Genomic DNA, 25,011 nt, shown 5'->3' with positions numbered 1-25,011 from the left:
TAGGTCTTGCGTGCCCGGCGCTGTTCGACAAGACGCTCACGCAAAGCGTCTGAAGTGGCGTGTGGGCAGTGTCTGGGTCGCGATGAACGATCTTGCAGACCCGCCTCACCTTCCTCCCGAAAACGTCTGAGCCATTTGTAGGCGGTTCGAACGCTTACGCCCGCCGCCTGCGCAGCATCTTCGACACGCAAGCCTTGCTCGATACGTTGGATAAGAAGGGCTCGACCTCGAGGTGTAAGACGGGCATGTTTATGTAGGTTCATCCGGGGCTCCTGGAGTGCTTGGTTGGTCGCACTTCCAGAATTCCGGGAATGCCCCGGATGAACAACCTACTGAGAGATCACAGCTAGGCGCGGTGAGTGCGGTATTCCGCTGCCAGCTCACGCAGGGTCTCGCAGCACCACTGCGCAGCCAGTGATAACGGCACCGCGGCATTGCTGCAGATACCCACCGAGCCACCGGGCTCGCGAATCCCCAAGGACAACTCCGCCAGCTCACCGCTTTGCAGATCCAGGCGCACGGCGTCCAGCGGCGCCACCCAGACCGCGTCGCTGCATTGCACGTAACGCCGGCTGAGCGCCGGCGACAGGGTTTCCAGGCGTTGCCCGGGCTGCGGCACGCCACACTGCACGAACAGGCTGTCGGCATACCGGCGAATGGTGGTGCCGGCCAGCGGCAGCACCAGTGGGTAGCCGCCCAATTGGCCCAGGCCTTCGTCTCCCAGGGCGAGCAGAGGATGCTCGGGGCGCACCACCAGGCTCATCGACTCGCTGTACAGGTGCTCGAAGGTCAGGCCCTGAATCTCCGGGCTGTCGGTCATGCGCCCGACCACCAAATCGAGTTCGCCGACCCGCAGTTGACCGAGCAGGTAGGCACTCGGCCCGGTGGCGATACTGACCACCAGTGCTGCATGACGCTCGTGCAGGCGACGTACCACCTCGGGGATCAGCAGACTTTCCACGGTCGACAGCACGCCCACGCGAACATGGCCGGCGTCGTGTTCACCGCTGCGCAGGCTGGCCACACCCTCGCGCAGCGCCTGTACACAAGGCCCGGCATAGCGCATGAAGGCCAACCCGGCCGCCGTCAGGCTGACACCCGCCCTGCCGCGCTCGAACAGCACCGCTGCGAGCACGTCTTCCAACTCCTTGAGCGTCTTGGACACGGCTGGCTGGCTGATCGCCAAGGCATCGGCGGCCTTGGCGATACTGCGCTGGCGGGCGATTTCGAGGAAACAGGTCAGGTGGCGGAATTTGATGCGGTTATCGAGGTTCATGGCCGTGAGACGCCGTGCGAGGTCGCGGCAACAGTACCAGAATGCATCGTGCGGGCGATGCCTGGACGAGCGTTCGCGATTTTCAACAGGGCTGGCAAGCCGAATGTGGAGGGCGTTCGAAACGCCACCACACCAAGCCGGCGAATCACCGCAACGGGCAGAACTTGCGGCCATTGGAGCCGGCTCATGGTTAACCGGTAATAAATCGGGTGTTTTTATGATAGGGAATATTGAACACCTTGAAGGTTATATACACCTCGGCAAGGTTAATTATTCAAACGATCAAACTAAAGTGCCAGCAATGGGCCCTTTAATCGCCTGTCTCTCTTAATAGCCAATAGTCATCAAGCCAAGCAAAGGCTTCACGCATGCCTGCGGAACAGCACGGGCATGACCGCCTGTCGCCACAACAGGTTGGAAAACCCGAAAAGTGCCTCCCATAGCGCCCTGCAGACAGATGAAAGTCACGAAAAAGAACCGCTAACGCAGCCGAAAACTCAGTATCTGCTCGGCAAACGCAGCGAAAACTTGCTGCTTTCCATTAGTTCCCTGCCACCTGGAAAGCTGGCAAAAATAGTCGAAACTTCTTGTTTGCCGGCTGTGTCATCCATTACGTGGGAATTAACAACAGAAAGCAGCTTTTCCTCCGACCCCGATACGGGATTCAACTGAAAAGAAATGCGCGATGTTCCCGTTAGCGTGCGTGCAATAGAAGCAGTCCGGATCAAGGACAGAATCGATCGGAGGTGGGTATGGGAAACGCTGTTGCAACAACACGGTTTGATCAGACGGTATCGGTGGAAACGGTGCTCAAACCGCAGAGCACGATCACCAACCTGCACGCAGCGAAGAAGAAAGTGCTGTTCGTCAGCTCCGAGCTCGCCGACCTGATCAAGGTCGGTGGCCTGGGCGATGTGTCGGCATCCTTGCCGCGGGCGATGAACGTGGATCATGACGTCCGCGTGCTGATTCCCGGCTATCGCCAGGTACTCAACAGTGGCCACGCCATCCGCGACGTCGGCAGCGTACCCGGCCATGCCGCCCTGCCCCGCGCGCGCATCGGCTGCATGACATTGCCCGACGGGCTGATCGTCTACGTACTCATATGCCCCGAACTCTACGACCGAGACGGCACCCCCTACGCGGACAGCCATGGCCGTGATTGGCAGGACAACCATATCCGCTTCGCCCGCCTGGGCCTGGCCGCCGCCGAGATCGCCGCTGGCACCGCCTGCCTGAGCTGGTGCCCGGAAGTGGTGCATGCCAATGACTGGCCGGCCGCCCTGGCCCCGGCCTACATGAGTTGGCGCGGCCAGGAAACCCCTACCGTGTTCACCATCCACAACCTCGCCTACCAGGGCCTGTGCAGCCTGGAATGCAGCCCGGAACTGGGGCTGCCCTCCTCCGCGTGCGGGCATCAGGGCATGGAATTCTATGGCAACCTGTCGTTCCTCAAGGCCGGCCTGGTGTACTCGGATCACGTCACGACCGTGAGCGAGAACTACGCCCGCGAGATCACCACCCAGGAATTCGGCTGCGGCCTGGAGGGCATGCTGCGCTTCAAGGTGCAGCTCAACCAGTTGAGCGGCATCCCCAACGGCATCGACGACAGCTGGGACTCCCTCAACGACCCGCATCTGGTACAGGGTTTCGACACCCACGACTGGGAAAGCAAGCGCATCAACACCCGCCACGTCGAGCAGATGTTCGGCCTGGAGCCGGGCGATGGCCCGCTGTTTGCCGTGGTGTCGCGCCTGGTGCAGCAAAAAGGTATCGACCTGACTCTGGAAATCGCCGATGCCATCGTTGCCGAGGGCGGCCGCATAGCCATCATCGGTCGTGGCGAAGAGCACCTGGAAGAAGCGGTGCGCGAACTCGCCCGCCGCCATCCTGGCAAGGTCGGCGCCAACGTCGGCTTCAACGAAGCGGATGCCCGCTGCATGTTCGCGGGCAGCGACTTCCTGCTCATGCCGTCGCGCTTCGAACCCTGCGGCCTCAGCCAGATGTACGCCCAGCGCTTTGGCTCACTGCCGATCGCCCGCGCTACCGGTGGCCTGGCCGACACCATCGAAGACGGTGTGAGCGGTTTCCTGTTCAACGAAACCAGCGCCGATAGCTACCTCGGGGCGGTGCGCCGCGCCATCTCGGTGTATCGCCATCCTCAATTGCTCAATGCCATGCGCGCCCGGGCGATGGCTTCGCCGCTGTACTGGAAACAGTCGGTAGAGCCCTATGCGGCGCTCTACCGCAAATTGCTGGCAGCCAAGAAGTCGGGTGGGAATCTGGTGTGATGGTAGAAACAACACGACGACACGGTGCCTGGCTGGACGATCAGGGGCAGGCCCATTTCAGCCTGTGGGCACCGGACGCCAGGAGCGTGGCGCTGCATCTGCAAGATGATCGTCGGCACGCCATGGCCAGCAGCGGGGATGGCTGGTTCAGCGCCGTACTGGCGGTCGAGCCCGGCAGCGATTACCGCTACCTGATCGATGACCACCTGCTCGTGCCTGACCCCGCTTCGCGCTGGCAGGCCCATGACGTCCACGGGCCGAGCCGGGTAGAGGCACCGGGTCGCTATGAGTGGCGCACTTCTGCCTGGCGGGGGCGTCCCTGGCAGGAGACGGTACTCTACGAACTGCATGTCGGCACCCTCGGCGGCTACAAGGGAGTCCAAGGCAAACTCACCGAGCTGCGCGATCTTGGCATCACCGCCATCGAACTGATGCCACTGGGCGAGTTCCCCGGTGGCCGCAACTGGGGCTACGACGGCGTACTGCCCTTCGCACCGGACTCTTCTTATGGCACACCCGACGAATTGCGTGCGTTGATCGATCAAGCCCATGCACTTGGGCTGATGGTTTTCGTCGATGTGGTCTACAACCACTTCGGCCCCGATGGCAACTACCTGGGGCAGTACGCCAGTGGCTTCTTTCGCGAGGATGTGCACACCCCGTGGGGCCCGGCCATCGATTTCCGCCGCCGCGAGGTGCGTGACTATTTCATCGACAATGCGCTGATGTGGGTGCAGGACTACCGCGTGGACGGCCTGCGTCTGGATGCGGTGCATGCCATCGGCGAACGGGATTTCCTGATTGAATTGGCCGAGCGTCTGCACGCGTCCATCAGCGAAGAACGCCACCTGCACCTGGTGCTGGAAAACGAGCACAACGATGCCGACCTGTTGCAGCGAGGCTTCGTCGCCCAATGGAACGACGATGGCCACAACGTGCTGCACCACCTGCTCACCGGCGAGCACGAAGGCTACTACGCCGACTTCGCCGAGGATGCCACGCACAAGCTCGCGCGCTGCCTGCGCGAGGGTTTCATCTATCAGGGAGAGACCAGCCGCAACGGTGCTGCCCGTGGCAGCAGCAGCGGGCACCTGCCGCCCAGCGCCTTCGTGCTGTTCCTGCAGAACCACGACCAGGTGGGCAATCGCGCCCTCGGCGAACGCCTGCTCTCCCTGGCCGATGCCGATGCCCTGAAAACAGCCACCGCCCTGCTGCTGCTCAGCCCGATGATCCCCCTGCTGTTCATGGGCGAAGAATGGGGCAGCGAACAGCCGTTCCAGTTCTTCACCTCGCACAACGACGAATTGGGCGAAGCGGTACGTAAAGGCCGGCAGAACGAGTTTCGCGAATTTTCCAGGTTCTCCGGACAGGCGATCCCCGCCCCTAACGAAGCCAGCACATTCCAGGCCTCTACCCCTGATCACGGCACCCGCGAGACGTCCTCGGGGCAGGCCTGGCTGGCGTTTTACCGTGAATTGCTGAGCCTGCGCCATGAACATATCGTGCCACGCCTGCCGGGCAGTCAGGCTCTGGAAAGCCGGGTACTGGGCGACGCTGCCGTGGCTGCGAGCTGGCAGTTGGGTGACGGGCAGATCCTGCGTATCGAGCTCAACCTGAGCGACGTCGACGTCGCGAGCGCAGCCCATGCACAAGCCAGTACCCTGTTCGCCTACCGCACGGACAAGGATGCCGGCCAGTTGCCGCCCCGCTCCATTCGGGTTCTGTTGGAGGGCGCAGCATGAGCGACGCACGCCTTGCCGAACTGAGCCTGGCCGCTGGCCTGAGCATCGACTGGATAGATGCCGACGGCCGCCAGCAATCGGTCACCCCGGAGAACCAGCGGCGCCTGCTCGCCGCGCTGGGCTATGCGGTGCAGGACAGCGAACAGGTCGAAACCAGCCTGGCGCAGTTGCAGCACCGCCAGGACAGCCTGGCACTCGGCCCGCTGGTCACCCTTGACCAGCACGAGACGCTGGACCTGACCCGCTACTTTCCACCTGGCACGCCCTACGAAATCGAGCTGGAACGGGGCGAGCGCCTCGCAGGGCGCCTGGATGACAGCGGCCGCCTACCGGTTATCGGCGTCACCGGCTATCACCAGTTGCGAATCGCCGACGGCTCGGTGACGCTGGCGGTCGCGCCGCATGCCTGCCCGAGCGTGGCGCGACTGAGCGGCCGCGACAACGCCAAGATATGGGGCCTGAGCGCCCAGTTGTACTCGCTGCGTCGCCATGGCGACGGCGGCCTGGGCGATACCCAGGCACTCGAGGAACTGGTTCGCAGTGCAGCGCGCCGGGGTGCCGATGCCGTGGCGATCAGCCCGATGCATGCCATGTTCAGTGCCAATCTGCATACCTACAGCCCTTACTCGCCTTCCAGCCGCCTGTTCTTCAACGTGCTGCACGCGGCGCCGGGCAGCGTGCTCGGCGAAGACGCCCTGCAGCAGGCGATTCGCAGTTGCGGTCTCGGTGAAGAGCTGGCGCGCCTGGAAAGCCTCGAACTGATCGACTGGCCGGGCGTGACCGGCAGCCGTATGCGCATCCTGCGTCAATTGCATGCCGACTTCAGCGCCGGTACTCATGCGCTGCGCGCCGATTTCGAGGCCTTTCGCCGCGAGGCCGGCGATGCACTGCGCCAGCACTGCCGTTTCGAAGCGCTACGCGGTTTCATGGACCTCAACGGCCTGCCGGTTGACTGGCGCGCCTGGCCCGAGCAGTACCGTGACCCTGGCAATGAAGCCGTCGAGCAGTTCTGTGCCGGCCACCAGCAGGAAATCGACTTCCACGCCTTCGCCCAGTGGCTGATCGCCCGCTGCCTCGACCGTGCCCAGGGCAGTGCCCGCGAGGCTGGCATGAGCATCGGCCTGATCGCCGACCTGGCGGTGGGCGCCGATGCCGCCGGCAGCCAGGCCTGGGCTCGCCAGGCGGAGCTGCTGCAAGCGGTGAGCGTTGGCGCACCGCCCGATATCCTCAATCGTTCAGGGCAGAACTGGGGCGTTTCCGCGTTCTCGCCCAGCGGCCTGCAGCGCAACGGCTTTCGCGCCTACATCGAAATGCTGCGCGCCAACCTGGCCCATGCCGGTGGCATGCGTATCGACCATGTGATGAGCATGCGCCGCCTGTGGGTGATTCCCGAGGGTGCGGACTCCGGCGCCGGTGCCTACCTCAATTATCCGTCCCGGGACCTGTTGCGCCTGCTCTGCCTGGAAGCCGAGCGCCACGGCGCACTGATCATCGGCGAAGACCTCGGCACCGTGCCGGACGGCCTGCGTGAGGAACTGGCCCGGCGCAACATCCTCGGCATGCGCGTGCTGCTGTTCGAGCAAAGCGACGGGCGCTTCAACCCGCCGGCGCACTGGCCACGGGACGCCCTGGCCACCACCACCACACACGATCTACCGAGCATTCGCGGCTGGCTCGCCTCCCGCGATATCCATTGGCGCCAGGCTGTGGGGCACCGCAGCGACGACTACACCAGACAGGATTACCAATTGCGCGCTCACGAAACCCAGGCACTGCACCAGGCCTTGCACGAGCACGGACACGCCACCGCAGAACACATGGACGACGGCCAGCAACTGGACGCCAGCATCGCCTTCATCGGCAGCACACCGGCGCCGCTGGTACTGCTTCCGCTGGAAGATGCCATGGCCGCTACCGAGCAGCCCAACCTTCCCGGCCCCGGCGACGAGCACCCCAACTGGCGGCGGCGCTGGTCGGAAGACGCCGACGGGATGCTCGACGACCCGGCTGTCAGCCACCGCCTGCAGCGCTTGCAGTGGGCGCGCAACCTGGTCGAGGGCACCCGCCATGACTGATTTGCGCGCCAGCGTTCGTCTGCAGTTCCACAAGGGTTTTACCCTGGAAGACGCAGTGCCCCTGGTCGATTACTTCGCTCGCCTGGGCATCAGTCATATCTACGCCTCACCCCTGCTGACCGCACGACCCGGTTCGATGCACGGCTATGACGTGGTCGACCCGACCCGCATCAACCCGGAGCTCGGCGGCGAAGCGGCGCTGCAACGCCTGGTCGCGGCATTGCGCGCCAAGGGCATGGGGCTGATCCTCGACATCGTGTCCAACCATATGGCGGTGGGCGGCGACGCCAACCCCTGGTGGCTGGACGTACTGGAATGGGGCATCAGCAGTGCCCACGCGAAGTTCTTCGATATCCACTGGCAGTCCCACGACCCGCTGCTGCGCGGTCAGTTGCTGGTGCCTTTCCTGCGCAGCGACTATGGCGAGGTGCTGGCGGCCGGCGAGATCGAACTGCACTTCGATGCCGAACGGGGCCTGCTCTACGCCAAGCACTACGACCACCGCTTCCCGCTCAACCCGCCGACCTATGGCGACGTGCTGCAGCGCAGCGGGCATCCCGAACTGCAGGCCCTGGGCAAGCGCTTCGCGGCACTGGACGACAGCCAGGACGGTCAACGCCAGGCACGCCCCCTGTTCCGCGAGCTGGTCGCCCTGGCCAGCAAGGCCGGTGGCGCAATCGATCGCGCCATCGCCAGCCTGCGCCCAAGCGAAGAACAGGGTTTCGAGCCCCTGCATCAACTGCTCGAGCGCCAGCACTATCGCCTGGCCAGTTGGCGCACCGCGGCGGACGACATCAACTGGCGGCGCTTCTTCGACATCAACGAGCTGGGCGGCCTCAAGGTCGAACGCCACGAGGTGTTCGAAGCGACCCACGCGAAGATCTTCGAGTTGATCGAACAGGGCCTGGTCGACGGCCTGCGTATCGACCACGTCGACGGCCTCGCCAACCCTCGCGCGTACTGCCGCAAGCTGCGCCGTCGCGTCGAACGCCTGCTGCCGCAGCGCCCCGCCGAACTGCGTGGCGGCCGCTTCCCGATCTACGTCGAGAAGATTCTCGGCGAGGGCGAGCAACTGCCTCGCGACTGGGGTGTCGATGGCACCACGGGCTACGAATTCATGAACCAGGTGTCCCTGCTGCAGCACGATCCTCAGGGCGAGGCCGTGCTGGCACAGCTGTGGAGCGAGACCAGCGGCCGCGGCGCCGACTTCATGGAGGAGGTGCGTCAGGCCCGCCACCTGGTGCTGACCACCTCCCTGGCCGGCGATCTCGAGGCACTGGCACAAGGTCTGCTGCTGATCGCCCGCGACGATATCGCCACCCGCGACCTGACCCTGGGCGCCATTCGCCGGGCCCTGCTGGAACTGATCGTGCATTTCCCGGTGTATCGCACCTACGTTTCCGCCGCCGGGCGCAGTGCCAGCGACCAGGCGGTGTTCGACCAGGCCCTGGAAGGCGCGCGCAGCACCCTGGCCGAAGCCGACTGGCCGCTGCTCGAACACCTGGACAACTGGCTGGGCGGCCAGGTGCTTTCCGAGCTGCCACCGAGCCCGCAGCGCAAGCTCTGGACGAAAATGATCGAGCGCTTCCAGCAGCTCACCTCCCCGGCCGCCGCCAAGGCGGTGGAAGATACCGCCTGCTATCGCAGCGCGGTGCTGTTGTCGCGCAATGACGTGGGCTTCGACCCGCAGCAGTTCAGCGCCCCCAGCGAGGCTTTCCACCAGGGTTGCCTGGAACGTGCTCGGCACTTTCCCGCCAACCTGCTGACCACGGCGACCCATGACCACAAGCGCGGCGAAGACACTCGCGCCCGGCTGGCGGTGCTCAGCGAGCGTGCCGAATGGTTCGCCGAACGCTGCGGTCACTGGCGCGAGCTGGCTGCCCCACTGCGCAAGCCGCTCGATGATGGCACGGCACCGTCGCCAGGCGATGAGCTGATGCTGCTGCAGATCCTCCTGGCCTGCTGGCCCCTGGACCTGCAGGCGGATGACGCCCAGGGCCTGCAGACCCTCGCCGAGCGGATGATCGCCTGGCAGGAAAAGGCGGTGCGCGAGGCCAAGCTGCGCAGCACCTGGAGCAACCCCAACGGCGACTACGAAAGTGCCTGCCGGGAGTATCTGCAGAAGCTGCTGGGCAGCCAGCAAGGCAGCCAGCTGCGTGAAGAGATCCGCGCTGCCGCCCTGTGTATCGCGCCGGCCGGCGCGCTCAACAGCCTGGCCCAGAGCCTGCTGCGCATGAGCGTGCCGGGCGTGCCCGATCTGTATCAGGGCTGCGAGTTCTGGGACTTCTCCCTGGTCGATCCGGACAACCGCCGCCCGGTGGATTTCGCCGCTCGCCAGCAGGCGCTGGATGCCAATGCATCGATCAGCGAGACGTTGCTCCACTGGCACGACGGCCAGGTCAAGCAGGCATTGATAGCCGCGACCCTGACGGCGCGCAGACACCACCAGCCGCTGTTCGCCACAGGCGATTATCAGCCGCTCACGACAACGGGCCGCCATGCCAGCAAGGTGTTGGCGTTCCTGCGCAGCCATGGCGACACCCACGCACTGGTGATCGTGCCGCGCCTGGCCGCCTCGCTACTGGGCGACAGCCAAATCCCGCTGATTGCCCATGACCAATGGGGCGACACCCGTATCGCCCTGCCTGCGGCTCTGTCCGACAAGGCTTTGCACAGCGCCTTCTCCTCTGCCGACCTGTTACCGAGCGACGGCCATATCGCGGTACGCGACGTACTGCGCGATGTCCCCGTCAATCTGCTGATCATCCCGACCCATTCTCAGGAGTCACACCCATGAGCGCAAAAGAAGAACGCATCCGTGAATTCGCCTACCAGATCTGGGAATCCGAAGGGAAACCCAGTGGCCAGGCCAAACGCCATTGGGAAATGGCCAGCAAGCTCGTCGACGCCGAGCAGACCCCAGCCAAGGGCACCATCAAGCGTGAGGGCAAGCCCAAAGCGGCCGCCAGCGAGTCAACCCCGGCCGCGGCGATCAAGCCCCGTGCGCGCAAGACAGCGCCAGCCGACGCCGAGAAGCCAGCTTTGCTGAAACCCGCCAAGGCACCGGCCAAAGCCAAGCCGAGCGCCACCAAGCCCACCCCCAAGAAACCTAAGGCCTGACACCAGGAGCCACCCAGAATGAGTCAATCACGCTCGCGTATTACCGAAGGTCACCCCTTCCCACTGGGGTCGACCTGGGATGGTTTGGGCGTCAACTTCGCGCTCTTCTCGGCCCACGCCACCAAGGTCGAGCTGTGCATCTTCGATCCCGACGGCCTGGAGGAGATCGAACGCATCGAACTGCCGGAGTACAGTGACGAAATCTGGCACGGCTACCTGCCCGATGCCCATCCAGGCCTGATCTACGGCTATCGGGTGTACGGCCCTTACGAGCCGGAAGCCGGGCACCGATTCAACCCCAACAAGCTGCTGATCGACCCCTACGCCAAGCAGTTGGTTGGCGAACTGAAGTGGTCGGAGGCGCTGTTCGGCTACGAGATCGGCCACCCCGATGGCGACCTCAGCTTCGACGAGCGCGACAGTGCGCCCTTCGTGCCCAAGTGCAAGGTCGTCGACCCGGCCTACACCTGGGGCAAGCACCGCCACCATCGCGTCGACTGGGACAAGACGGTGTTCTACGAGGCCCACCTGCGCGGCCTGACCATGCGTCATCCGTCGGTGGCCGACGACAAGCGCGGCACCTTCGCCGGGTTGATGAACGCCGACGTGATCAAGCACATCCGCAAACTGGGTGTCTCCTCGGTGGAACTGCTGCCCGTGCATGCCTTCGTCAATGACCAGCACCTGCTGGAAAAGGGCATGAACAACTACTGGGGCTACAACAGCATCGGCTTCTTCGCGCCTCACCCGCGTTACCTGGCCAGTGGGCACATCAACGAGTTCAAGGAGATGGCCGCGCACCTGCACGACGCCGGCCTCGAGCTGATTCTCGACGTGGTCTACAACCACACCGCCGAAGGCAACGAGCTGGGCCCGACCCTGTCCATGCGTGGTATCGACAATGCCAGCTACTACCGGCTGATGCCCGACGACAAGCGTTACTACATCAACGACTCGGGCACCGGCAACACCCTGGACCTGAGCCACCCCTGCGTACTGCAGATGGTTACCGACTCGCTGCGCTACTGGGTCGAGGAAATGGGCGTGGACGGTTTCCGCTTCGACCTGGCGACCATCCTGGCCCGTGCCCACGACGGCTACGACGAGCGCCACAGCTTCCTGGTCGCCTGTCGCCAGGATCCGGTGCTGAGCAAGGTCAAGCTGATCGCCGAGCCCTGGGACTGCGGCCCTGGCGGCTATCAGGTCGGCGGTTTCCCACCGGGCTGGGCGGAGTGGAACGACAAGTTCCGCGACAACGTACGTGGCTTCTGGAAAGGCGACGAGGGCCAGTTGGCCGAACTGGCCAGCCGCCTCACCGCCTCGGGCGACCTGTACAACCAGCGCGGTCGACGGCCGTTCACCTCGGTGAACTTCATCACCGCCCACGACGGCTTCACCCTCAACGATCTGGTGTCGTACAACGACAAGCACAACGAGGACAACGACGAGAACAACCAGGACGGCAGCAACAACAACCTGTCCTGGAACCACGGCGTCGAAGGGCCCACCGACGACGAGGCGATCAACGATCTGCGTTTCCGGCAGATGCGCAACTTCATGGCCACCCTGCTGCTCGCCCAGGGCACGCCGATGCTGGTGGCCGGTGACGAGTTCGCCCGCACCCAGCACGGCAACAACAACGCCTACTGCCAGGACAGCGAGATCGGCTGGATCGACTGGAACCTCGGTGAACAGGGCAAGCAACTGCAAGCCTTCGTCAGCCGCCTGATCAAGCTGCGCATGAGCTACCCGATCCTGCGGCGCGGGCGCTTCTTCGTCGGTGCCTACAATGAGGAGCTGGGGGTCAAGGACGTCACCTGGCTGGCGCCACACGGCGGAGAGATGAGCGAGGAGAACTGGCACGATCCGCACGCCCGTTGCCTGGGCATGCTGCTCGATGGCCGCGCGCAGCCGACCGGTATTCGCCGCAGCGGCGCCGATGCGACCCTGCTGCTGGTGGTCAACGCCCACCACGACGTGGTCAATTTCCGCCTGCCGGAGGTCGCCCAGGGCAGTCACTGGACCTGCATGCTCGACACCAACCGCAGCGATGAGCCGGAAGACGAAAGCTTCCAGTTCGGCGACGAGTTCACCGTGACCCACCGCTCGCTGGTGCTCTTCGAGCTGCACAAGGACAAGCAGGCATGACTCCCGGCGGCGGCTCTCCGATGGATCGCCTCGGCATTCTACTGGACGAGTTGCCGCTCGCTTCACCGATCTGCCCCGAGACCCTCGCCCACGCGTTGCAAACGCTCTGCCGCGCGGGTCTCGACCAATTACCGCAGCCCGGCGGTGGCCATACCCTGCAACGTTGGCAGGCACTGGCCACCGTCGCCGCACATGACTTGAGCCTGTGCAAGCTCTACGAAGGGCACACCGACGCGCTGGCGATCATGCGCCACTTCGCTGCGCCAACGCCGCCCCTCGACAGCACCTGGGGCATGTGGGCCGCCGAACCGCCGCAGGCGCGCGTCGTGCTGGATGCCGAGCAAGCCGATGGCAGCGTCCGGCTGCACGGGCGCAAGGCCTGGTGCTCGGGGGCCAAGGGACTCAGCCATGGGCTGCTCACCGCCTGGAACGCGCGTGGCGAGCAGCAACTGGTGGCCGTCGCGTTGGCCCAGCCAGGCGTGAAGGTGAACGATGAAGGCTGGCAGGCCATCGGCATGCAGGCCACCCAGAGCGTGGATGTATTCTTCGATAGCGCGCGGGGTTTGCCCGTGGGCCCTGCCGGTGGCTACCTCGGGCGGCCCGGCTTCTGGCAGGGCGGGGCCGGCATCGCCGCCTGCTGGTATGGCTCCGCGCAAGGCATGGCTGAAGCGTTGCGTGCCCATTGCGCCCAGCACGATGAGCCCCATGCCCTCGCCCACCTGGGCGAAGTGGACAACACGCTTCAGGCGGCAGCCAGCACCCTGCGCGACTGCGCCGGCTGGATCGACAGCAACCCGCATGCCGATGCCGAACTGCCGGTACGTCGTGTGCGTGCCAGTTGCGAAGGAGCGGCCGAGCGCGTCATTCGTCGCCTGGGCCGCGCACTCGGCGCCGCCCCGTACTGCCGTGACGGCACGCTCGCCCGGCATCTGGTCGACCTGCCGGTATTCCTGCGCCAGAGCCACGCCGAACGCGACCTTGCCGGCCTCGGCAGTCTTGCAGCACGACAACCACCAGGGAGCTGGACGCTATGAAAGCCGACCCGATTCAAGGACAAGGAACCTCGCCAGAGGCCTGGAGAACGTCGCGTCGCCTGGCCGCCGTGCCTGACATCACCTGCAGCCAATTGGTACCGACGGGCTCGCGTGCAGTGATCGTATCGCCCCACCCGGACGATGAGATTCTCGGTAGCGGTGGCCTGCTGCAACTGCTTGCCCGCGAACAACGCCAGATTCTGTTGATCTCGGTCACCGACGGCAACGCCAGCCACCCAGGCTCAGGGTACTGGACAGCGCAGCGGCTGAGCATCGTGCGCCCGCTGGAGAGCGCCGACGCCCTGAAGCGTCTGGGCCTGCCCCTCAACCAGATGCAATGGGTGCATGGCGGCTTCGCCGACACCGGCGTGGCCGCTCAGGAAAATCAGCTGCGCCTGTTCCTGGAAACCTACCTGCAAGCCAGCGACGTGGTGTTCACCACCTGGAGCGAAGACGGGCATGCCGATCACGAGGCCGTGGGGCGCGCGGCCCTGGCCGCAGCTCGCGAATGTGGTGCGCGCGTGCATGAAATTCCGGTCTGGGCCTGGCACTGGGCAAACCCGGAAGACCCCGGTATCCCCTGGCACCGTGCTCGCAAGATTCAGCTCGATAAATGGGCGCAGGCACGCAAGCGCCACGCCATCCAGGCCTTCGCCAGCCAGCTCTATCGGGACCCGGATACCAACCATGAACCGGTTCTGTCGGCCACCACCCTGGAGCGCTTGCAGCAATCATTCGAAGTGGTGTTCCTATGAGCGTCGCCGACAACTATTTCGACAAGCTCTTCAAGGGCAGCGAAGACCCCTGGTCATTTCGCGAACGCTGGTACGAACAGCGCAAGCGCAACCTTACCCTCGCGGCCCTGCCGCGCAGCCACTACGGCAGCATCTTCGAACCTGGCTGCGCCAATGGCGAACTCAGTGCACGCCTGGCGGAACGCTGCAGCCAGTTGCTGTGCAGCGACACCTCCGCCATCGCCCTGGAGTTGGCTCGCAACCGCCTCGCACATCGAAGCAACGTGCGCCTGTTGCAGACCCGCCTACCCGAGCAGTGGCCGCCGGGCAGCTTCGACCTGATCGTACTCAGCGAACTCTGCTATTACCTCGACAATAACGACCTCGATCGCCTGATCGCGCAGGCCCGTGCTGCGCTGAACCAAGGTGGCAACCTGCTCGCCTGCCACTGGCGCTGGCCGATCGACGAATGCCCATTGACCGGCGACCAGGTACATGCACGCCTCCACCAGGGGCTCGGCATGCCGCGCCTGCTACGCCACGAAGATGCCGACCTGGTGCTCGAGGTATGGGGCACCGAGGCGACCTCCGTGGCGCAACGTGAGGGGCTGGCTCCCGTGAGCGGTGACGAGTGGCCGGCATGATCGGTGTCGTCATTCCTGCCCACAACGAAGAGCTGTCACTCGACCAGTGCCTTGATGCGCTGCTGACTGCGGCCAGCCATCCAGAACTCGAGCTGCCGGTTCGCATCTTGGTCGTCATGGACAGCTGCAGCGACGGTTCCGCCAGCATTCTGGCCAATTACCCCGTCGATACCCTCACCCTTCAGGCACACAACGTCGGCATGGCAAGGGCCGCAGGCATCGAATGGGTGCTGTCCCACGGTGCAACCTGGATCGCCTGCTCGGATGCCGACAGCCGTGTGGCCCCCGACTGGCTGGTGCGCCAGCTGGCCCTGAATGCCGACATGGTATGCGGCACCGTGCAGGTGGCCGACTGGGGCGACCTCGGTGAAGCGGTGAAGGAGCGTTACGCGAGTGCCTATCAGGACCGCGAGGGACACCGGCACATCCATGGCGCCAACCTGGCCTTCAGCGCCGCCTGCTACCGCCGCGCAGGCGGGTTCAAAGCCATCCCGGTCGACGAAGACGTGCAACTGGTGGCAGCCTTCGAACGTATCGGCGCGCGTATCGCCTGGAGCTGCTTGCCGCAGGTGTATACCAGCGCGCGACTGGATTGCCGCGCAAAGGGTGGTTTCGGCGACTACCTCAAGGCCCTGCTTTGAACGCAGCCCCAGGCAGCAGGTGCTGATAGGCTGCCGTCGCATGTCGGCAGGGCTCCACGCCCTGCATCGAACCGGCAGCATCGGCAGGGCCGATTCAACCACACCAGGCGAACGGGCTGCCTCGATAGGCTGTAGCCCCGATCAAGCACCAGGCAGGCTGCCTCACGCTCAATGCCAGCAGCCGGAACCGCCCCCCGACGGCGAACATGCGGCCAGAAAGGCAGCCGCTGAGCCTGCGCCAGGTTGTGCGGTCGCAATGGCATGATCACCGCGGCCTGCGACTCGTCGGATGCCCTATCGCTCATGCTCACGCCTCCCTTCGCCCCCCCATCATGCAGGTCGCCGCAGCACCGTGACGGGCAACGCAGAGCGTCCATCGAGGCCGAACGACCAGCACCGGCACTGGCGCTCGCCGGTTGAGCAACAGGTTCAATGGCTCAATCCAGTACGAATGCTTGCAGGAGCCATTCGCGATCGGCGCGCACTCCGAGCACCTTCACGTAAAAGGGCCGGCGAATACTGGCTCCGGACGCATCCTGGGTTTCCAGGTAGGACGAGACCTCGTACAGGCATCCCTCCAGCAGAGTGATGCGCACGCCATCATCAGCCGCTCCCGGAAACCGCGCAGACTTGGCGACCTCGCCGCGTTTCTCGGCGATCTTGACCGCGGCGTCGTAGGCTTTGGTGCGGGTGCAGTCGAAATCAGGATCGCCACACCCCGCCAGGAGCGACAGGGCCAACCCCACAACACTGATACGTACCATTGCTCTTCTCTGGGCCGTTGAAACAAGAATCGGAACAGTAGCGTAACGGGTTCGTTCCGATTCAACTGGGGAAACTCATCGTGGTCTGTCCCTGGAAAATTCGACACCCTGCCCTCGCGCAAGCTGCACAGCTTCGACGAGCCGCCGTTGCGCCGAGCGGCGTCGCTCATTGCGGGTCGATGCCGCGTCCCGGCGTGGGGATGCCGTACTGGCGCAGGCGCCGGTACAAGGTGGCACGGGAGATGCCCAGCAAGCGCGCCGTCGCGACCGGCTTCCAGCGGCCGCGCACCAGGGCTTCGAGCAGTTGCCGGCGTTGCGGGCTGTCCACCGTGCCACCGGCGTCCCGTTCGGGGGAACCGGCGATATCGACGGGCAAGTGGTCGATGTCGACCAATGCGCACGGGCACACCGCGCAGGCGTAGCGCAGCACGTTGCGCAACTGCCGCACGTTGCCCGGCCAGGGGCAGGCCAGCAGCGCCTCCAGGGCAGCGGGCGCCAGTTCCGGGGCGTCCAGCCCGGCGCTGCGCGCTTCTTCTTCCAGCACCCGCTTGATCAGCGCCACCCGGTCGCCGCGTTCGCGCAACGGCGGCAGGTGGAAACGCGCGCCGGCCAGGCGGTAGTACAGGTCTTCGCGGAATTCGCCTTGGGCGATCCGCTGTTCCAGGTCGCGGTGGGTCGCGCAGATCAGGCGCAGGTCGACGCGTTCGCCGCGGGTCGCGCCCACCGCCCGCACCTCGCCTTCGGCCAGTACCCGCAACAGGCGGGTCTGCAGGTTAAGCGGCATGTCGCCGATCTCGTCGAGGAACAGGGTGCCGCCGTCGGCCTCCAGCAGCAACCCGCGCTGGCCCTTGGCGCGAGCACCGGTGAAAGCCCCCGGGGCGTAGCCGAACAGCTCGCTTTCGATCAGCGATTCGGGCAGCGCCGCGCAGTTGAGAGCGACGAACGGCTTGTGCCGACGGTCGCCGCCGGTGTGCACGGCGCGGGCGAACACTTCCTTGCCGCTGCCGGTCTCGCCGCTGACCAGGATCGGCAGGTTGCGCTGTTGCACGCGAATCGCCAGGGCCAGGTCGGCGGCGACCCGGGCATCGAGTGCGCGCTCAGGCCCGGGAGCCCCGGCGCCCGCGTCCAGGCGGCGGGGCATGGGCGGTGCACTGAGGCGCGCATAGAGTTCGCGGCCATCCTGACGCCGTTGCAGGGGCGCCACCAGGCCCTGGGCGCCACGCGCCAGCCGGTGCAGTTCGCGCTCGTCGAACAGGTCGCCGATGGAGGCCGCCGCGCAGTGCCGCAGCCAGTGTTCGCGGGCCAGGCGATTGGCGCCGAGCAACTGGCCGTCGGTGTCCCAGGCCAGCAGGTAGTCGGGGCGGTTGTCCACGTAGTCGGCCTGGGCGTGGGCGCGCATCACCCAGTGGCCGCGCACGCTGTGGCTGAAGAAGGCATCCTCGATGGCCCGGGCGCTGTCGCAGACCAGTTGCTGGATCAGCAACTGGCTGTGGCGACCGTCCGGCGAGCGCGGCGCCGAGATGTCCAGCACGCCCAGCAGCCGCCCCCGTAGGTCGAAGATCGGTGCCGCGGAACAGGTCAGGGTGGTAAAGGCGGCGCGGAAGTGATCGTGCTTGTGCACGGTCACCGCCACCTGCTCGGTGAGCACCGCGGCCACTCCACAGGTGCCTTCTTCGTGCTCCGACCAGCAGGTACCCAGGTGCAGGCCGGCCACGCGGCAATCTTCGCGCAGGCGGGTGTCGACGCGGTAGTCGATGGTGCGTCCGGCGGCATCGGCGAGCATCAGGCAATAGCCGGCATCGCGTACCCGGGCGTGCAGGCGATCCAGCTCGCCGGCGGCGACGTGCAGCAGGTCTTCGGCCCGCTGCCGGTGTTCGCGCAATTGCGCCTGGGTGAGCACGCGCGGCCCCTGCAGGCAGCCGGGGTCGAGGTGGTGCTCTTCGTAGGAGCGGCGCCAGGAGTCGAGGATGCGCGCCGGCAGGACGGGGCTGGAGGGGATGCGCAAGGCGCGGTCAACGAGACTGAGGTGGCTTTTCGCCTGGGCGGGCAACATGGCAACGGCACTCGCTGTCGGTGGGCTTCGCTTAACGGGCCCCGGCGCATCCGCGCATGGCCTGGAACGGTCGCCCTGTTCTTGTTGTGTCCTTCCATTTAACGCAGATCGGCGGGCCTGTACAGGTCGATCGTGCCTGAGACGCAATGTCTCAGCGTCTCGCGAGGATCCGCCACGGTGAGCCTCGACGTCTCGTCGCGGGCCTGCCGGCGTGGCGCGCGGGCAAGCCGCGGACGCTCTACGACGGGCTTTTTTCCGCTACGCCCGATGTTGGCATCCTGTTTGCGATAAGGATGTCGACCCTCACCAACAAGAACAATCCGAGGTGCACGCCATGAACCTTCCCCTGCAAGGACAGGTCGCCCTGATCACCGGTGCCGGCCGCGGCATCGGCCAGGGCATCGCCCTGTCGCTGGCCGCCGCCGGTGCGGACATCGTCGCAGCCGACATCCACGCGGACATCGCCGAACAGACCGCCGAGCGGGTCGCCGCCCTGGGGCGGCGCGCCAAGGCCCTGGCGGTCGACGTCAGGGAGCCGGCCAGCGTCGAGGCGATGGTCGCCGCCACGCTGTCGGCCTTCGGGCGCCTGGACATCGCGGTGAACAACGCCGGGGTGATCAGCATCGACGGCATCGCCGAGCTGGACGTCGAGGACTGGGATCGGGTGATGGACATCAACGCCCGTGGCGTCTTCCTCTGTTGCAAGGCCCAGCTCGCGGCGATGCGCGCGCGCCGCTACGGCCGGATCGTCAACACCGCGTCCATCGCCGGCAAGGTCGGCTTTCCCGACCTGTCCCACTACAGTGCCTCCAAGTTCGCGGTGATCGGCTTCACCAATGCCGTGGCCAAGGAGGTCGCCCGCGACGGCATCACGGTCAACGCCCTGTGCCCCGGTATCGTCGGCACCGGTATGTGGCGGGGCGAGCGGGGCCTGTCCGGGCGCTGGAAGCAACCCGGCGAGAGCGAGGCAGAGTCCTGGGCGCGGCACCAGGCCACCCTGCTGCCCCAGGGCGAGGCGCAGACCGAGGCGGACATGGGCCAACTGGTGGTGTACCTGGCCCAGGCCGCGCACGTCACCGGCCAGGCCATCGCCGTGGATGGCGGTTTCTCGCTGTGACGGTGTGCGTCGGGATCATCCCCAACCCCGCTTCGGGCCGCGACCTGCGGCGGCTGACCGGCCATGCCGGGCTGGTGTCCAGCACCGAGAAGGCCGGGGCAGTGATGCGCCTGCTCGGCGCCCTGGGCAGCACCGGCGTCGAACGCGTGCTGCTGCCGCCGGACATGACCGGTATCGCCGCGGCCGTGCTCAAGGCCAGCGCTGGTCGCCAGGCCCTGGCCAATCGCTGGCCGCGGATCGACTACCTGGACATGCCCTTGTCGCAGAGCGTGGACGACACTCGCCTGGCGGCGCGCATGATGGTCGAGGCCGGCGTCTCGCTGATCGCCGTGCTCGGTGGCGACGGCACCCACAAGGCGGTGGCCGCGCAGGTCGGCGATGTGCCCCTGCTGACCCTGACCACCGGTACCAACAACGCCTTTCCCGACCAGCGCGAAGCCACCAGCGCCGGGCTCGCCGCCGGGCTGCTGGCCTGCGGGCGGGTCCCGGCGGCGATCGCCCTGCGGCGCAACAAGCGGCTGCTGCTGGAAATTCCCGAGCGCAACCTGTGCGAGTGGGCGCTGGTGGACATCGCCGTGTGCGCCCAGGCCTACAACGGCGCCCGGGCGGTGACCCGGATCGAGGACATCGAGGAAGTCTTCGTCGCCTTCGCCGAGCCCGGGGCCATCGGTATTTCCGCCCTGTGCGGGTTGTGGCAGCCGGTCTCCCGGCAGGATCCGCGCGGCGCCTGGCTGCGCCTGCACCCACAGGCCCGCGAGCGCCTGATCGTCCCCCTCGCGCCCGGCGTGCTGCAGGAGGCCGGCATCGTCGCCGGCGGCCCGCTGCAGCCTGGCTGCCCGCGCCGGCCGACCTCCGACGCCGGCACCTTCGCCCTCGACGGAGAGCGGGAAATCGAATTCGGCCCCGAGGACACGCCGACCATCCGGGTCGACGGCCAGGGCCCCTTGAGTATCGATGTGGAGCGCGTGCTGGCTCATGCCGCGCGCCAGCGCCTGCTGCTGCGCCACGTGCCCGCACGATTCGACCCACTGACAGGAGAACAACAATGTCCCATGCACCCAGTGTCGAGCAATTGACCCACGCCTACCGCGTGATGCGCACCATCCGCAGTTTCGAGGAGCGCCTGCACGTCGAATTCGCCACCGGCGAGATCCCCGGTTTCGTCCACCTGTATGCCGGGGAGGAAGCCTCGGCGGCCGGGGTCATGGCCCACCTCGGCCACGAGGACAGCATCGCCTCCACCCACCGTGGCCACGGTCACTGCATCGCCAAGGGCGTGGACGTGTACGGCATGATGGCCGAGATCTACGGCAAGAAGACCGGCGTGTGTGGCGGCAAGGGCGGCTCGATGCACATCGCCGACCTGGAGAAGGGCATGCTCGGCGCCAACGGCATCGTCGGCGCCGGGGCGCCCTTGGCCGCCGGGGCGGCGCTGGCGGCCAAGATGAAGGGCGGCGACGCGGTGGCGGTGGCCTTCTTCGGCGACGGCGGCTCCAACGAGGGGGCGGTGTTCGAGGCCATGAACCTGGCCTCGGTGTGGAACCTGCCGTGCATTTTCGTCGCCGAGAACAACGGCTACGCCGAGGCCACCGCCTCCAACTGGTCGGTGGCCTGCGACCACATCGCCGACCGCGCGGTGGGGTTCGGCATGCCCGGGGTGACGGTGGACGGCTTCGATTTCTTCGCCGTCTACGAGGCCGCCGCCGAGGCCGTGGCCCGTGCCCGGGCCGGCGAAGGCCCGTCGTTGATCGAAACCAAGCTGACGCGCTACTTCGGCCACTTCGAGGGCGATGCGCAGACCTACCGGGGCGCGGACGAGGTGAAGAATTTCCGCGAGAAGAGCGACTGCCTGATGCAGTTCCGCCAGCGCGTCATCCAGTCCGGTCAACTGGACGCCACGGCGCTGGACAGCATCGACCAGGAGGTCGAGCACCTGATCGAGGATGCCGTGCGCAAGGCCAAGAGCGATCCGAAACCCACCGAGGCGGACCTGCTCACCGATGTCTACGTGAGCTACGCCTGAACGCCCCCACCCGACAACAAGAACAACACGAGGAAGCCCGATAATGGCCCGCAAGATCAGCTACCAGCAAGCCATCAACGAAGCCCTGGAACAGGAAATGCGCCGCGACCCGACCGTGTTCGTCATGGGCGAGGACAATGCCGGCGGCGCCGGCGCGCCCGGCGAGGAAGACGCCTGGGGCGGTGTGCTCGGCGTCACCAAAGGGTTGCACGGCAAGTTCCCCGGCCGCGTGCTGGACACGCCGCTGTCGGAGCTCGGCTACGTCGGCGCCGCCGTGGGCGCGGCGGCCAGCGGCATGCGCCCGGTGTGCGAACTGATGTTCGTCGACTTCGCCGGTTGCTGCCTGGATCAGGTCCTCAACCAGGCGGCGAAATTCCGCTACATGTTCGGTGGCAAGGCGGTCACGCCGCTGACCTTGCGCACCATGGTCGGCGCCGGCCTGCGCGCGGCCGCCCAGCATTCGCAGATGCTCACGGCGCTGTGGACGCACATTCCCGGCCTCAAGGTGGTCTGCCCGTCCTCGCCCTACGACGCCAAGGGCTTGCTGATCCAGGCGATCCGCGACAACGACCCGGTGATCTTCTGCGAGCACAAGCTGCTCTACTCCATGCAGGGCGATGTACCGGAGGAGTCCTACGGCATTCCCTTCGGCGAGGCCAATTTCCTGCGCGACGGCGACGATGTCAGCCTGATCACCTACGGACGCATGGTGCACGTGGCCATGGAAGCCGCCGCGCGGCTGCACAAGCAGGGCATCGATTGCGAGGTGCTCGACCTGCGCACCACCAGCCCCATGGACGAGGACAGCATCCTGGAAACCGTGGAGAAGACCGGCCGCGCGGTGGTCATCGACGAAGCCAACCCGCGTTGCTCCCTGGCCACCGACATCGCTGCGCTGATCGTCGAGAAAGCCTTCGAGCACCTCAAGGCGCCGGTGCAGCGCGTCACCGCGCCGCACACGCCGGTACCGTTCTCCGACGCTCTGGAGGATCTCTATATCCCGGATGCGGCGAAGATCGAGAGGGCCGTACTGAAGATCGCCCAGGGGAGGAAGGCCGCATGAACCCTATCCATATGCTGACCATGCCCAAATGGGGCCTGTCCATGACCGAGGGCCGGGTCAACGCCTGGCTGAAGGAGGATGGCGACAGCATCGCCAAGGGCGACGACGTGCTCGACGTGGAGACCGACAAGATCAGCAGCAGCGTCGAGTCGCCGTTCTCCGGCACCCTGCGCCGGCGGATCGCCCGGGAGGACGAGACCCTGGCCGTCGGCGCGCTGCTCGCCGTGGTGGTGGACGGCGAGGCCAGCGAGGCCGAGATCGACGCGCTGGTGGAGAAATTCCAGGCCGAGTTCGTCCCCGGCGACGCTGACGACCAGGAGGCCGGCCCGCAGACCCGCAAGGTGGCGCTGGGCGAACACGCCATCCGTTACCTGGAGCGCGGCGAGGGGGGCACGCCCCTGGTGCTGATCCATGGGTTTTCCGGCGACCTCAACAACTGGTTGTTCAACCACGAGGCCCTGGCCGGGCAACGCCGGGTGATCGCCCTTGACCTGCCGGGCCACGGCGAGTCGAGCAAGGCGCTGGTCAGCGCCGACCTGGACGAACTGAGCGGTGCGGTGCTGGCCCTGCTCGACCACCTCGACATCGACACCGCACACCTGGCCGGCCATTCAATGGGCGGCGCGGTGGCCCTGGCCCTGGCCCGGCGGGCGCCGCAGCGCGCGGCTTCGTTGACCCTGATCGGCAGCGCCGGACTCGGCGAGGCGATCAACGGTGACTACCTCGAAGGTTTCGTCGCCGCCACCAGCCGCAACCAGCTCAAGGGGCCGGTCAGCCAGCTGTTTTCCGACCCCGCCCTGGTGACCCGGCAACTGCTGGAGGATCTGCTCAAGTACAAGCGCCTGGAGGGGGTCGACGAAGCGCTGCGGCGCCTCTGCGCCACGCTGTTCGGCGAAGGCCGGCAGCGCGAGCAACTGCGCGGGGTGCTGGAAGGCGCGGTGCCGGCCCTGGTGATCTGGGGGCGCGACGACGCCATCATCCCGGCGCAGCACGCCCATGGCTTGCCCGAACGGGTACGGGTCGAACTCCTCGACGGCCAGGGCCACATGGTGCAGATGGAGGCCGCCGACCGGGTCAACCGGCTGATCGACGAGTTCCTCGCGACCCTCTAGCCAAGGAGCCTGCCTGCCAGGCGGTCTATCCTTCCAGGCAGGACGCCCCGCCGCTCGCGGCGGGCTCTTTTTCACGTTTCAGTCAAGCAGGAGAACCCCCATGCACGTCGCCCGTTTCCATGCAGCCCGGGACATTCGCGTCGAACAGGTCGCCGAGCCCTCCGATGACCTGGCCCCCGGCCAGGTGCTGGTAAAGAACGGCTTGTGCGGCATCTGCGGCACCGACCTCCATGAGTACGTGTCCGGGCCGATCTTCATCCCCACCGAGGCGCACACCTACACCGGCGGGCGGGTGCCGCAGATACTCGGCCACGAGTACGGCGGCGTGGTGCAGGCGGTCGGCAAGCAGGTCACGTCGGTGAAACCGGGCGACCGGGTTTCCATCCAGCCCATGGTTTCGCCCCGCGACGACTATTACGGCCGACGCGGCCAGTTCCAGCTCAGCGAACAACTGGGCATCGTCGGCCTGTCCCACCCCTGGGGCGGGATGGCCGAGTACTCGGTGGTCGAGGACTACAACGCGATCCCCATCCCCGATGAGCTGAGCCTGGAACAGGCGGCGCTGATCGAACCCACCGCGGTGGCCGTCTACGCCGCACAGCGCGGCGGCATCAAGCCCGGCGACAGCGTGCTGGTGGCCGGCGCCGGGCCCATCGGCCAGTTGCAGGTGCTCGCTGCCCGCGCCGCCGGCGCCACGCAGATCTTCCTCAGCGACCTCAACGACAACCGCCTGCGCATGGCCCGAGCCATGCTCGGCGACGTCATCACCCTCAACCCGCGCGACGTCGACGTGATCGAGGCGATCCGCGAGCAGACCGAGGGGCATGTCGGCGTCGATGTGGCCCTGGAGTGCGTCGGGGTCGAGGCCACGCTGGGCCAATGCATCGCCGCCGTGCGCCGGCAGGGCGTGGTGGTGCAGGTGGGCATGCAGGGTGCCCACCCGGCCATCGACGGGTTCACCGTGACCTACAAGGACATCGACATCCGGGGCTCCTGGTGCTACTCGACGCTGATGTGGCCGAAGGTCGCCAACCTGATCGCCAGCGGCATCCTGCCGGCGGAGAAGGTGATCACCAAGCGGATCAAGCTCCAGGACGTGGTCGCCGAGGGCTTCGAGGCGCTGCTGGACAAGGCTGGCATGCACCTGAAGATCCTCATCGACGTCGCCGCCTGA

At 66.3% G+C, this 25,011-nt stretch carries 21 protein-coding genes; 17 read left to right on the top strand and 4 right to left on the bottom strand.

Going from position 1 to position 25,011, the window contains the following annotated elements:
- Positions 1–263: leucine zipper domain-containing protein (locus BLR94_RS18025; protein ID WP_139207471.1), on the bottom strand; the 263-nt coding region annotated here is incomplete at its 3' end.
- 83 nt (positions 264–346) lie between these two features.
- The gene (gene pcaQ / locus BLR94_RS18020) at positions 347–1,276 is read right to left on the bottom strand and encodes a pca operon transcription factor PcaQ (protein WP_084306193.1); all 930 of its coding nucleotides are present in this window, start codon (positions 1,274–1,276) and stop codon (positions 347–349) included.
- Positions 1,277–1,666: 390 nt separating this feature from the next.
- Here pcaQ and BLR94_RS27245 point away from each other — a divergent pair, with 390 nt between their 5' ends.
- The 11 genes from BLR94_RS27245 to BLR94_RS17970 all read left to right on the top strand — a co-directional run bounded on the left by BLR94_RS27245 (position 1,667) and on the right by BLR94_RS17970 (position 15,705).
- Positions 1,667–1,948, top strand: a complete 282-nt coding sequence (locus BLR94_RS27245; protein ID WP_139207470.1) for a hypothetical protein — start codon at positions 1,667–1,669, stop codon at positions 1,946–1,948.
- Positions 1,949–2,028: 80 nt separating this feature from the next.
- Positions 2,029–3,567: a glycogen synthase GlgA gene (glgA, locus tag BLR94_RS18015; RefSeq protein ID WP_084306192.1), complete on the top strand. Its 1,539-nt coding sequence runs from the start codon at positions 2,029–2,031 to the stop codon at positions 3,565–3,567.
- Entirely contained in the window at positions 3,567–5,309 is a 1,743-nt protein-coding gene (gene treZ / locus BLR94_RS18010; protein ID WP_084306190.1) for a malto-oligosyltrehalose trehalohydrolase, read from the top strand. Before glgA ends, treZ begins: the two co-directional genes overlap by 1 nt.
- Entirely contained in the window at positions 5,306–7,384 is a 2,079-nt protein-coding gene (gene malQ, locus BLR94_RS18005; protein ID WP_084306188.1) for a 4-alpha-glucanotransferase, read from the top strand. The genes treZ and malQ overlap by 4 nt, the downstream gene beginning before the upstream one ends.
- Complete coding sequence (locus BLR94_RS18000) at positions 7,377–10,181, top strand: malto-oligosyltrehalose synthase (protein WP_084306186.1); 2,805 nt, start codon at positions 7,377–7,379, stop codon at positions 10,179–10,181. Before malQ ends, BLR94_RS18000 begins: the two co-directional genes overlap by 8 nt.
- Positions 10,178–10,504 (top strand): DUF2934 domain-containing protein, encoded by a 327-nt coding sequence (locus BLR94_RS17995; RefSeq protein WP_084306185.1) that lies wholly within the window; start codon positions 10,178–10,180, stop codon positions 10,502–10,504. The genes BLR94_RS18000 and BLR94_RS17995 overlap by 4 nt, the downstream gene beginning before the upstream one ends.
- Positions 10,505–10,522: 18 nt before the next feature.
- Positions 10,523–12,652 carry a glycogen debranching protein GlgX gene (gene glgX, locus BLR94_RS17990; RefSeq protein ID WP_084306183.1) on the top strand — a complete coding sequence of 710 codons (2,130 nt, stop codon included), beginning with the start codon at positions 10,523–10,525 and terminating at the stop codon, positions 12,650–12,652.
- Positions 12,653–12,672: 20 nt separating this feature from the next.
- Positions 12,673–13,686, top strand: a complete 1,014-nt coding sequence (locus BLR94_RS17985) for an acyl-CoA dehydrogenase family protein (protein WP_084306181.1) — start codon at positions 12,673–12,675, stop codon at positions 13,684–13,686.
- Positions 13,683–14,441, top strand: a complete 759-nt coding sequence (locus BLR94_RS17980; RefSeq protein WP_084306179.1) for a PIG-L deacetylase family protein — start codon at positions 13,683–13,685, stop codon at positions 14,439–14,441. The genes BLR94_RS17985 and BLR94_RS17980 overlap by 4 nt, the downstream gene beginning before the upstream one ends.
- Positions 14,438–15,064, top strand: coding sequence for a class I SAM-dependent DNA methyltransferase (locus tag BLR94_RS17975; protein WP_084306177.1), 627 nt, complete (start codon positions 14,438–14,440; stop codon positions 15,062–15,064). The genes BLR94_RS17980 and BLR94_RS17975 overlap by 4 nt, the downstream gene beginning before the upstream one ends.
- Positions 15,061–15,705, top strand: a complete 645-nt coding sequence (locus BLR94_RS17970; protein ID WP_084306175.1) for a glycosyltransferase family 2 protein — start codon at positions 15,061–15,063, stop codon at positions 15,703–15,705. Before BLR94_RS17975 ends, BLR94_RS17970 begins: the two co-directional genes overlap by 4 nt.
- Before the next feature lie 437 nt (positions 15,706–16,142).
- Here the strand turns inward: BLR94_RS17970 and BLR94_RS17965 are convergent, their stop codons facing one another.
- Together BLR94_RS17965 and BLR94_RS17960 are read right to left on the bottom strand one after the other, a co-directional pair.
- Positions 16,143–16,469: a hypothetical protein gene (locus BLR94_RS17965; RefSeq protein WP_084306173.1), complete on the bottom strand. Its 327-nt coding sequence runs from the start codon at positions 16,467–16,469 to the stop codon at positions 16,143–16,145.
- Positions 16,470–16,635: 166 nt separating this feature from the next.
- Positions 16,636–18,522: a sigma-54-dependent Fis family transcriptional regulator gene (locus BLR94_RS17960; protein ID WP_084306171.1), complete on the bottom strand. Its 1,887-nt coding sequence runs from the start codon at positions 18,520–18,522 to the stop codon at positions 16,636–16,638.
- 334 nt (positions 18,523–18,856) lie between these two features.
- On the opposite strand from BLR94_RS17960, the gene BLR94_RS17955 reads away from it, so the two are divergent.
- From BLR94_RS17955 to BLR94_RS17930, 6 genes are all read left to right on the top strand, one after another.
- The gene (locus BLR94_RS17955) at positions 18,857–19,639 is read left to right on the top strand and encodes an SDR family NAD(P)-dependent oxidoreductase (RefSeq protein ID WP_084306169.1); all 783 of its coding nucleotides are present in this window, start codon (positions 18,857–18,859) and stop codon (positions 19,637–19,639) included.
- The gene (locus BLR94_RS17950) at positions 19,636–20,715 is read left to right on the top strand and encodes an ATP-NAD kinase family protein (RefSeq protein WP_084306167.1); all 1,080 of its coding nucleotides are present in this window, start codon (positions 19,636–19,638) and stop codon (positions 20,713–20,715) included. The genes BLR94_RS17955 and BLR94_RS17950 overlap by 4 nt, the downstream gene beginning before the upstream one ends.
- Complete coding sequence (locus tag BLR94_RS17945; protein ID WP_084306165.1) at positions 20,685–21,662, top strand: thiamine pyrophosphate-dependent dehydrogenase E1 component subunit alpha; 978 nt, start codon at positions 20,685–20,687, stop codon at positions 21,660–21,662. The genes BLR94_RS17950 and BLR94_RS17945 overlap by 31 nt, the downstream gene beginning before the upstream one ends.
- Positions 21,663–21,705: 43 nt before the next feature.
- The gene (locus tag BLR94_RS17940) at positions 21,706–22,725 is read left to right on the top strand and encodes an alpha-ketoacid dehydrogenase subunit beta (RefSeq protein WP_084306163.1); all 1,020 of its coding nucleotides are present in this window, start codon (positions 21,706–21,708) and stop codon (positions 22,723–22,725) included.
- On the top strand, positions 22,722–23,837 hold the full coding sequence (locus tag BLR94_RS17935) for an acetoin dehydrogenase dihydrolipoyllysine-residue acetyltransferase subunit (protein WP_084306161.1): 1,116 nt from the start codon (positions 22,722–22,724) through the stop codon (positions 23,835–23,837). Before BLR94_RS17940 ends, BLR94_RS17935 begins: the two co-directional genes overlap by 4 nt.
- A gap of 100 nt (positions 23,838–23,937) precedes the next feature.
- Entirely contained in the window at positions 23,938–25,011 is a 1,074-nt protein-coding gene (locus tag BLR94_RS17930) for a 2,3-butanediol dehydrogenase (RefSeq protein ID WP_084306159.1), read from the top strand.

It is taken from the genome of Phytopseudomonas flavescens (genome assembly GCF_900100535.1).
Classification (GTDB): Bacteria; Pseudomonadota; Gammaproteobacteria; order Pseudomonadales; family Pseudomonadaceae; genus Aquipseudomonas; species Aquipseudomonas flavescens.
Note: the sequence above shows the minus strand (reverse complement) of the source record. Positions and strands in the feature narration are given on the sequence as shown.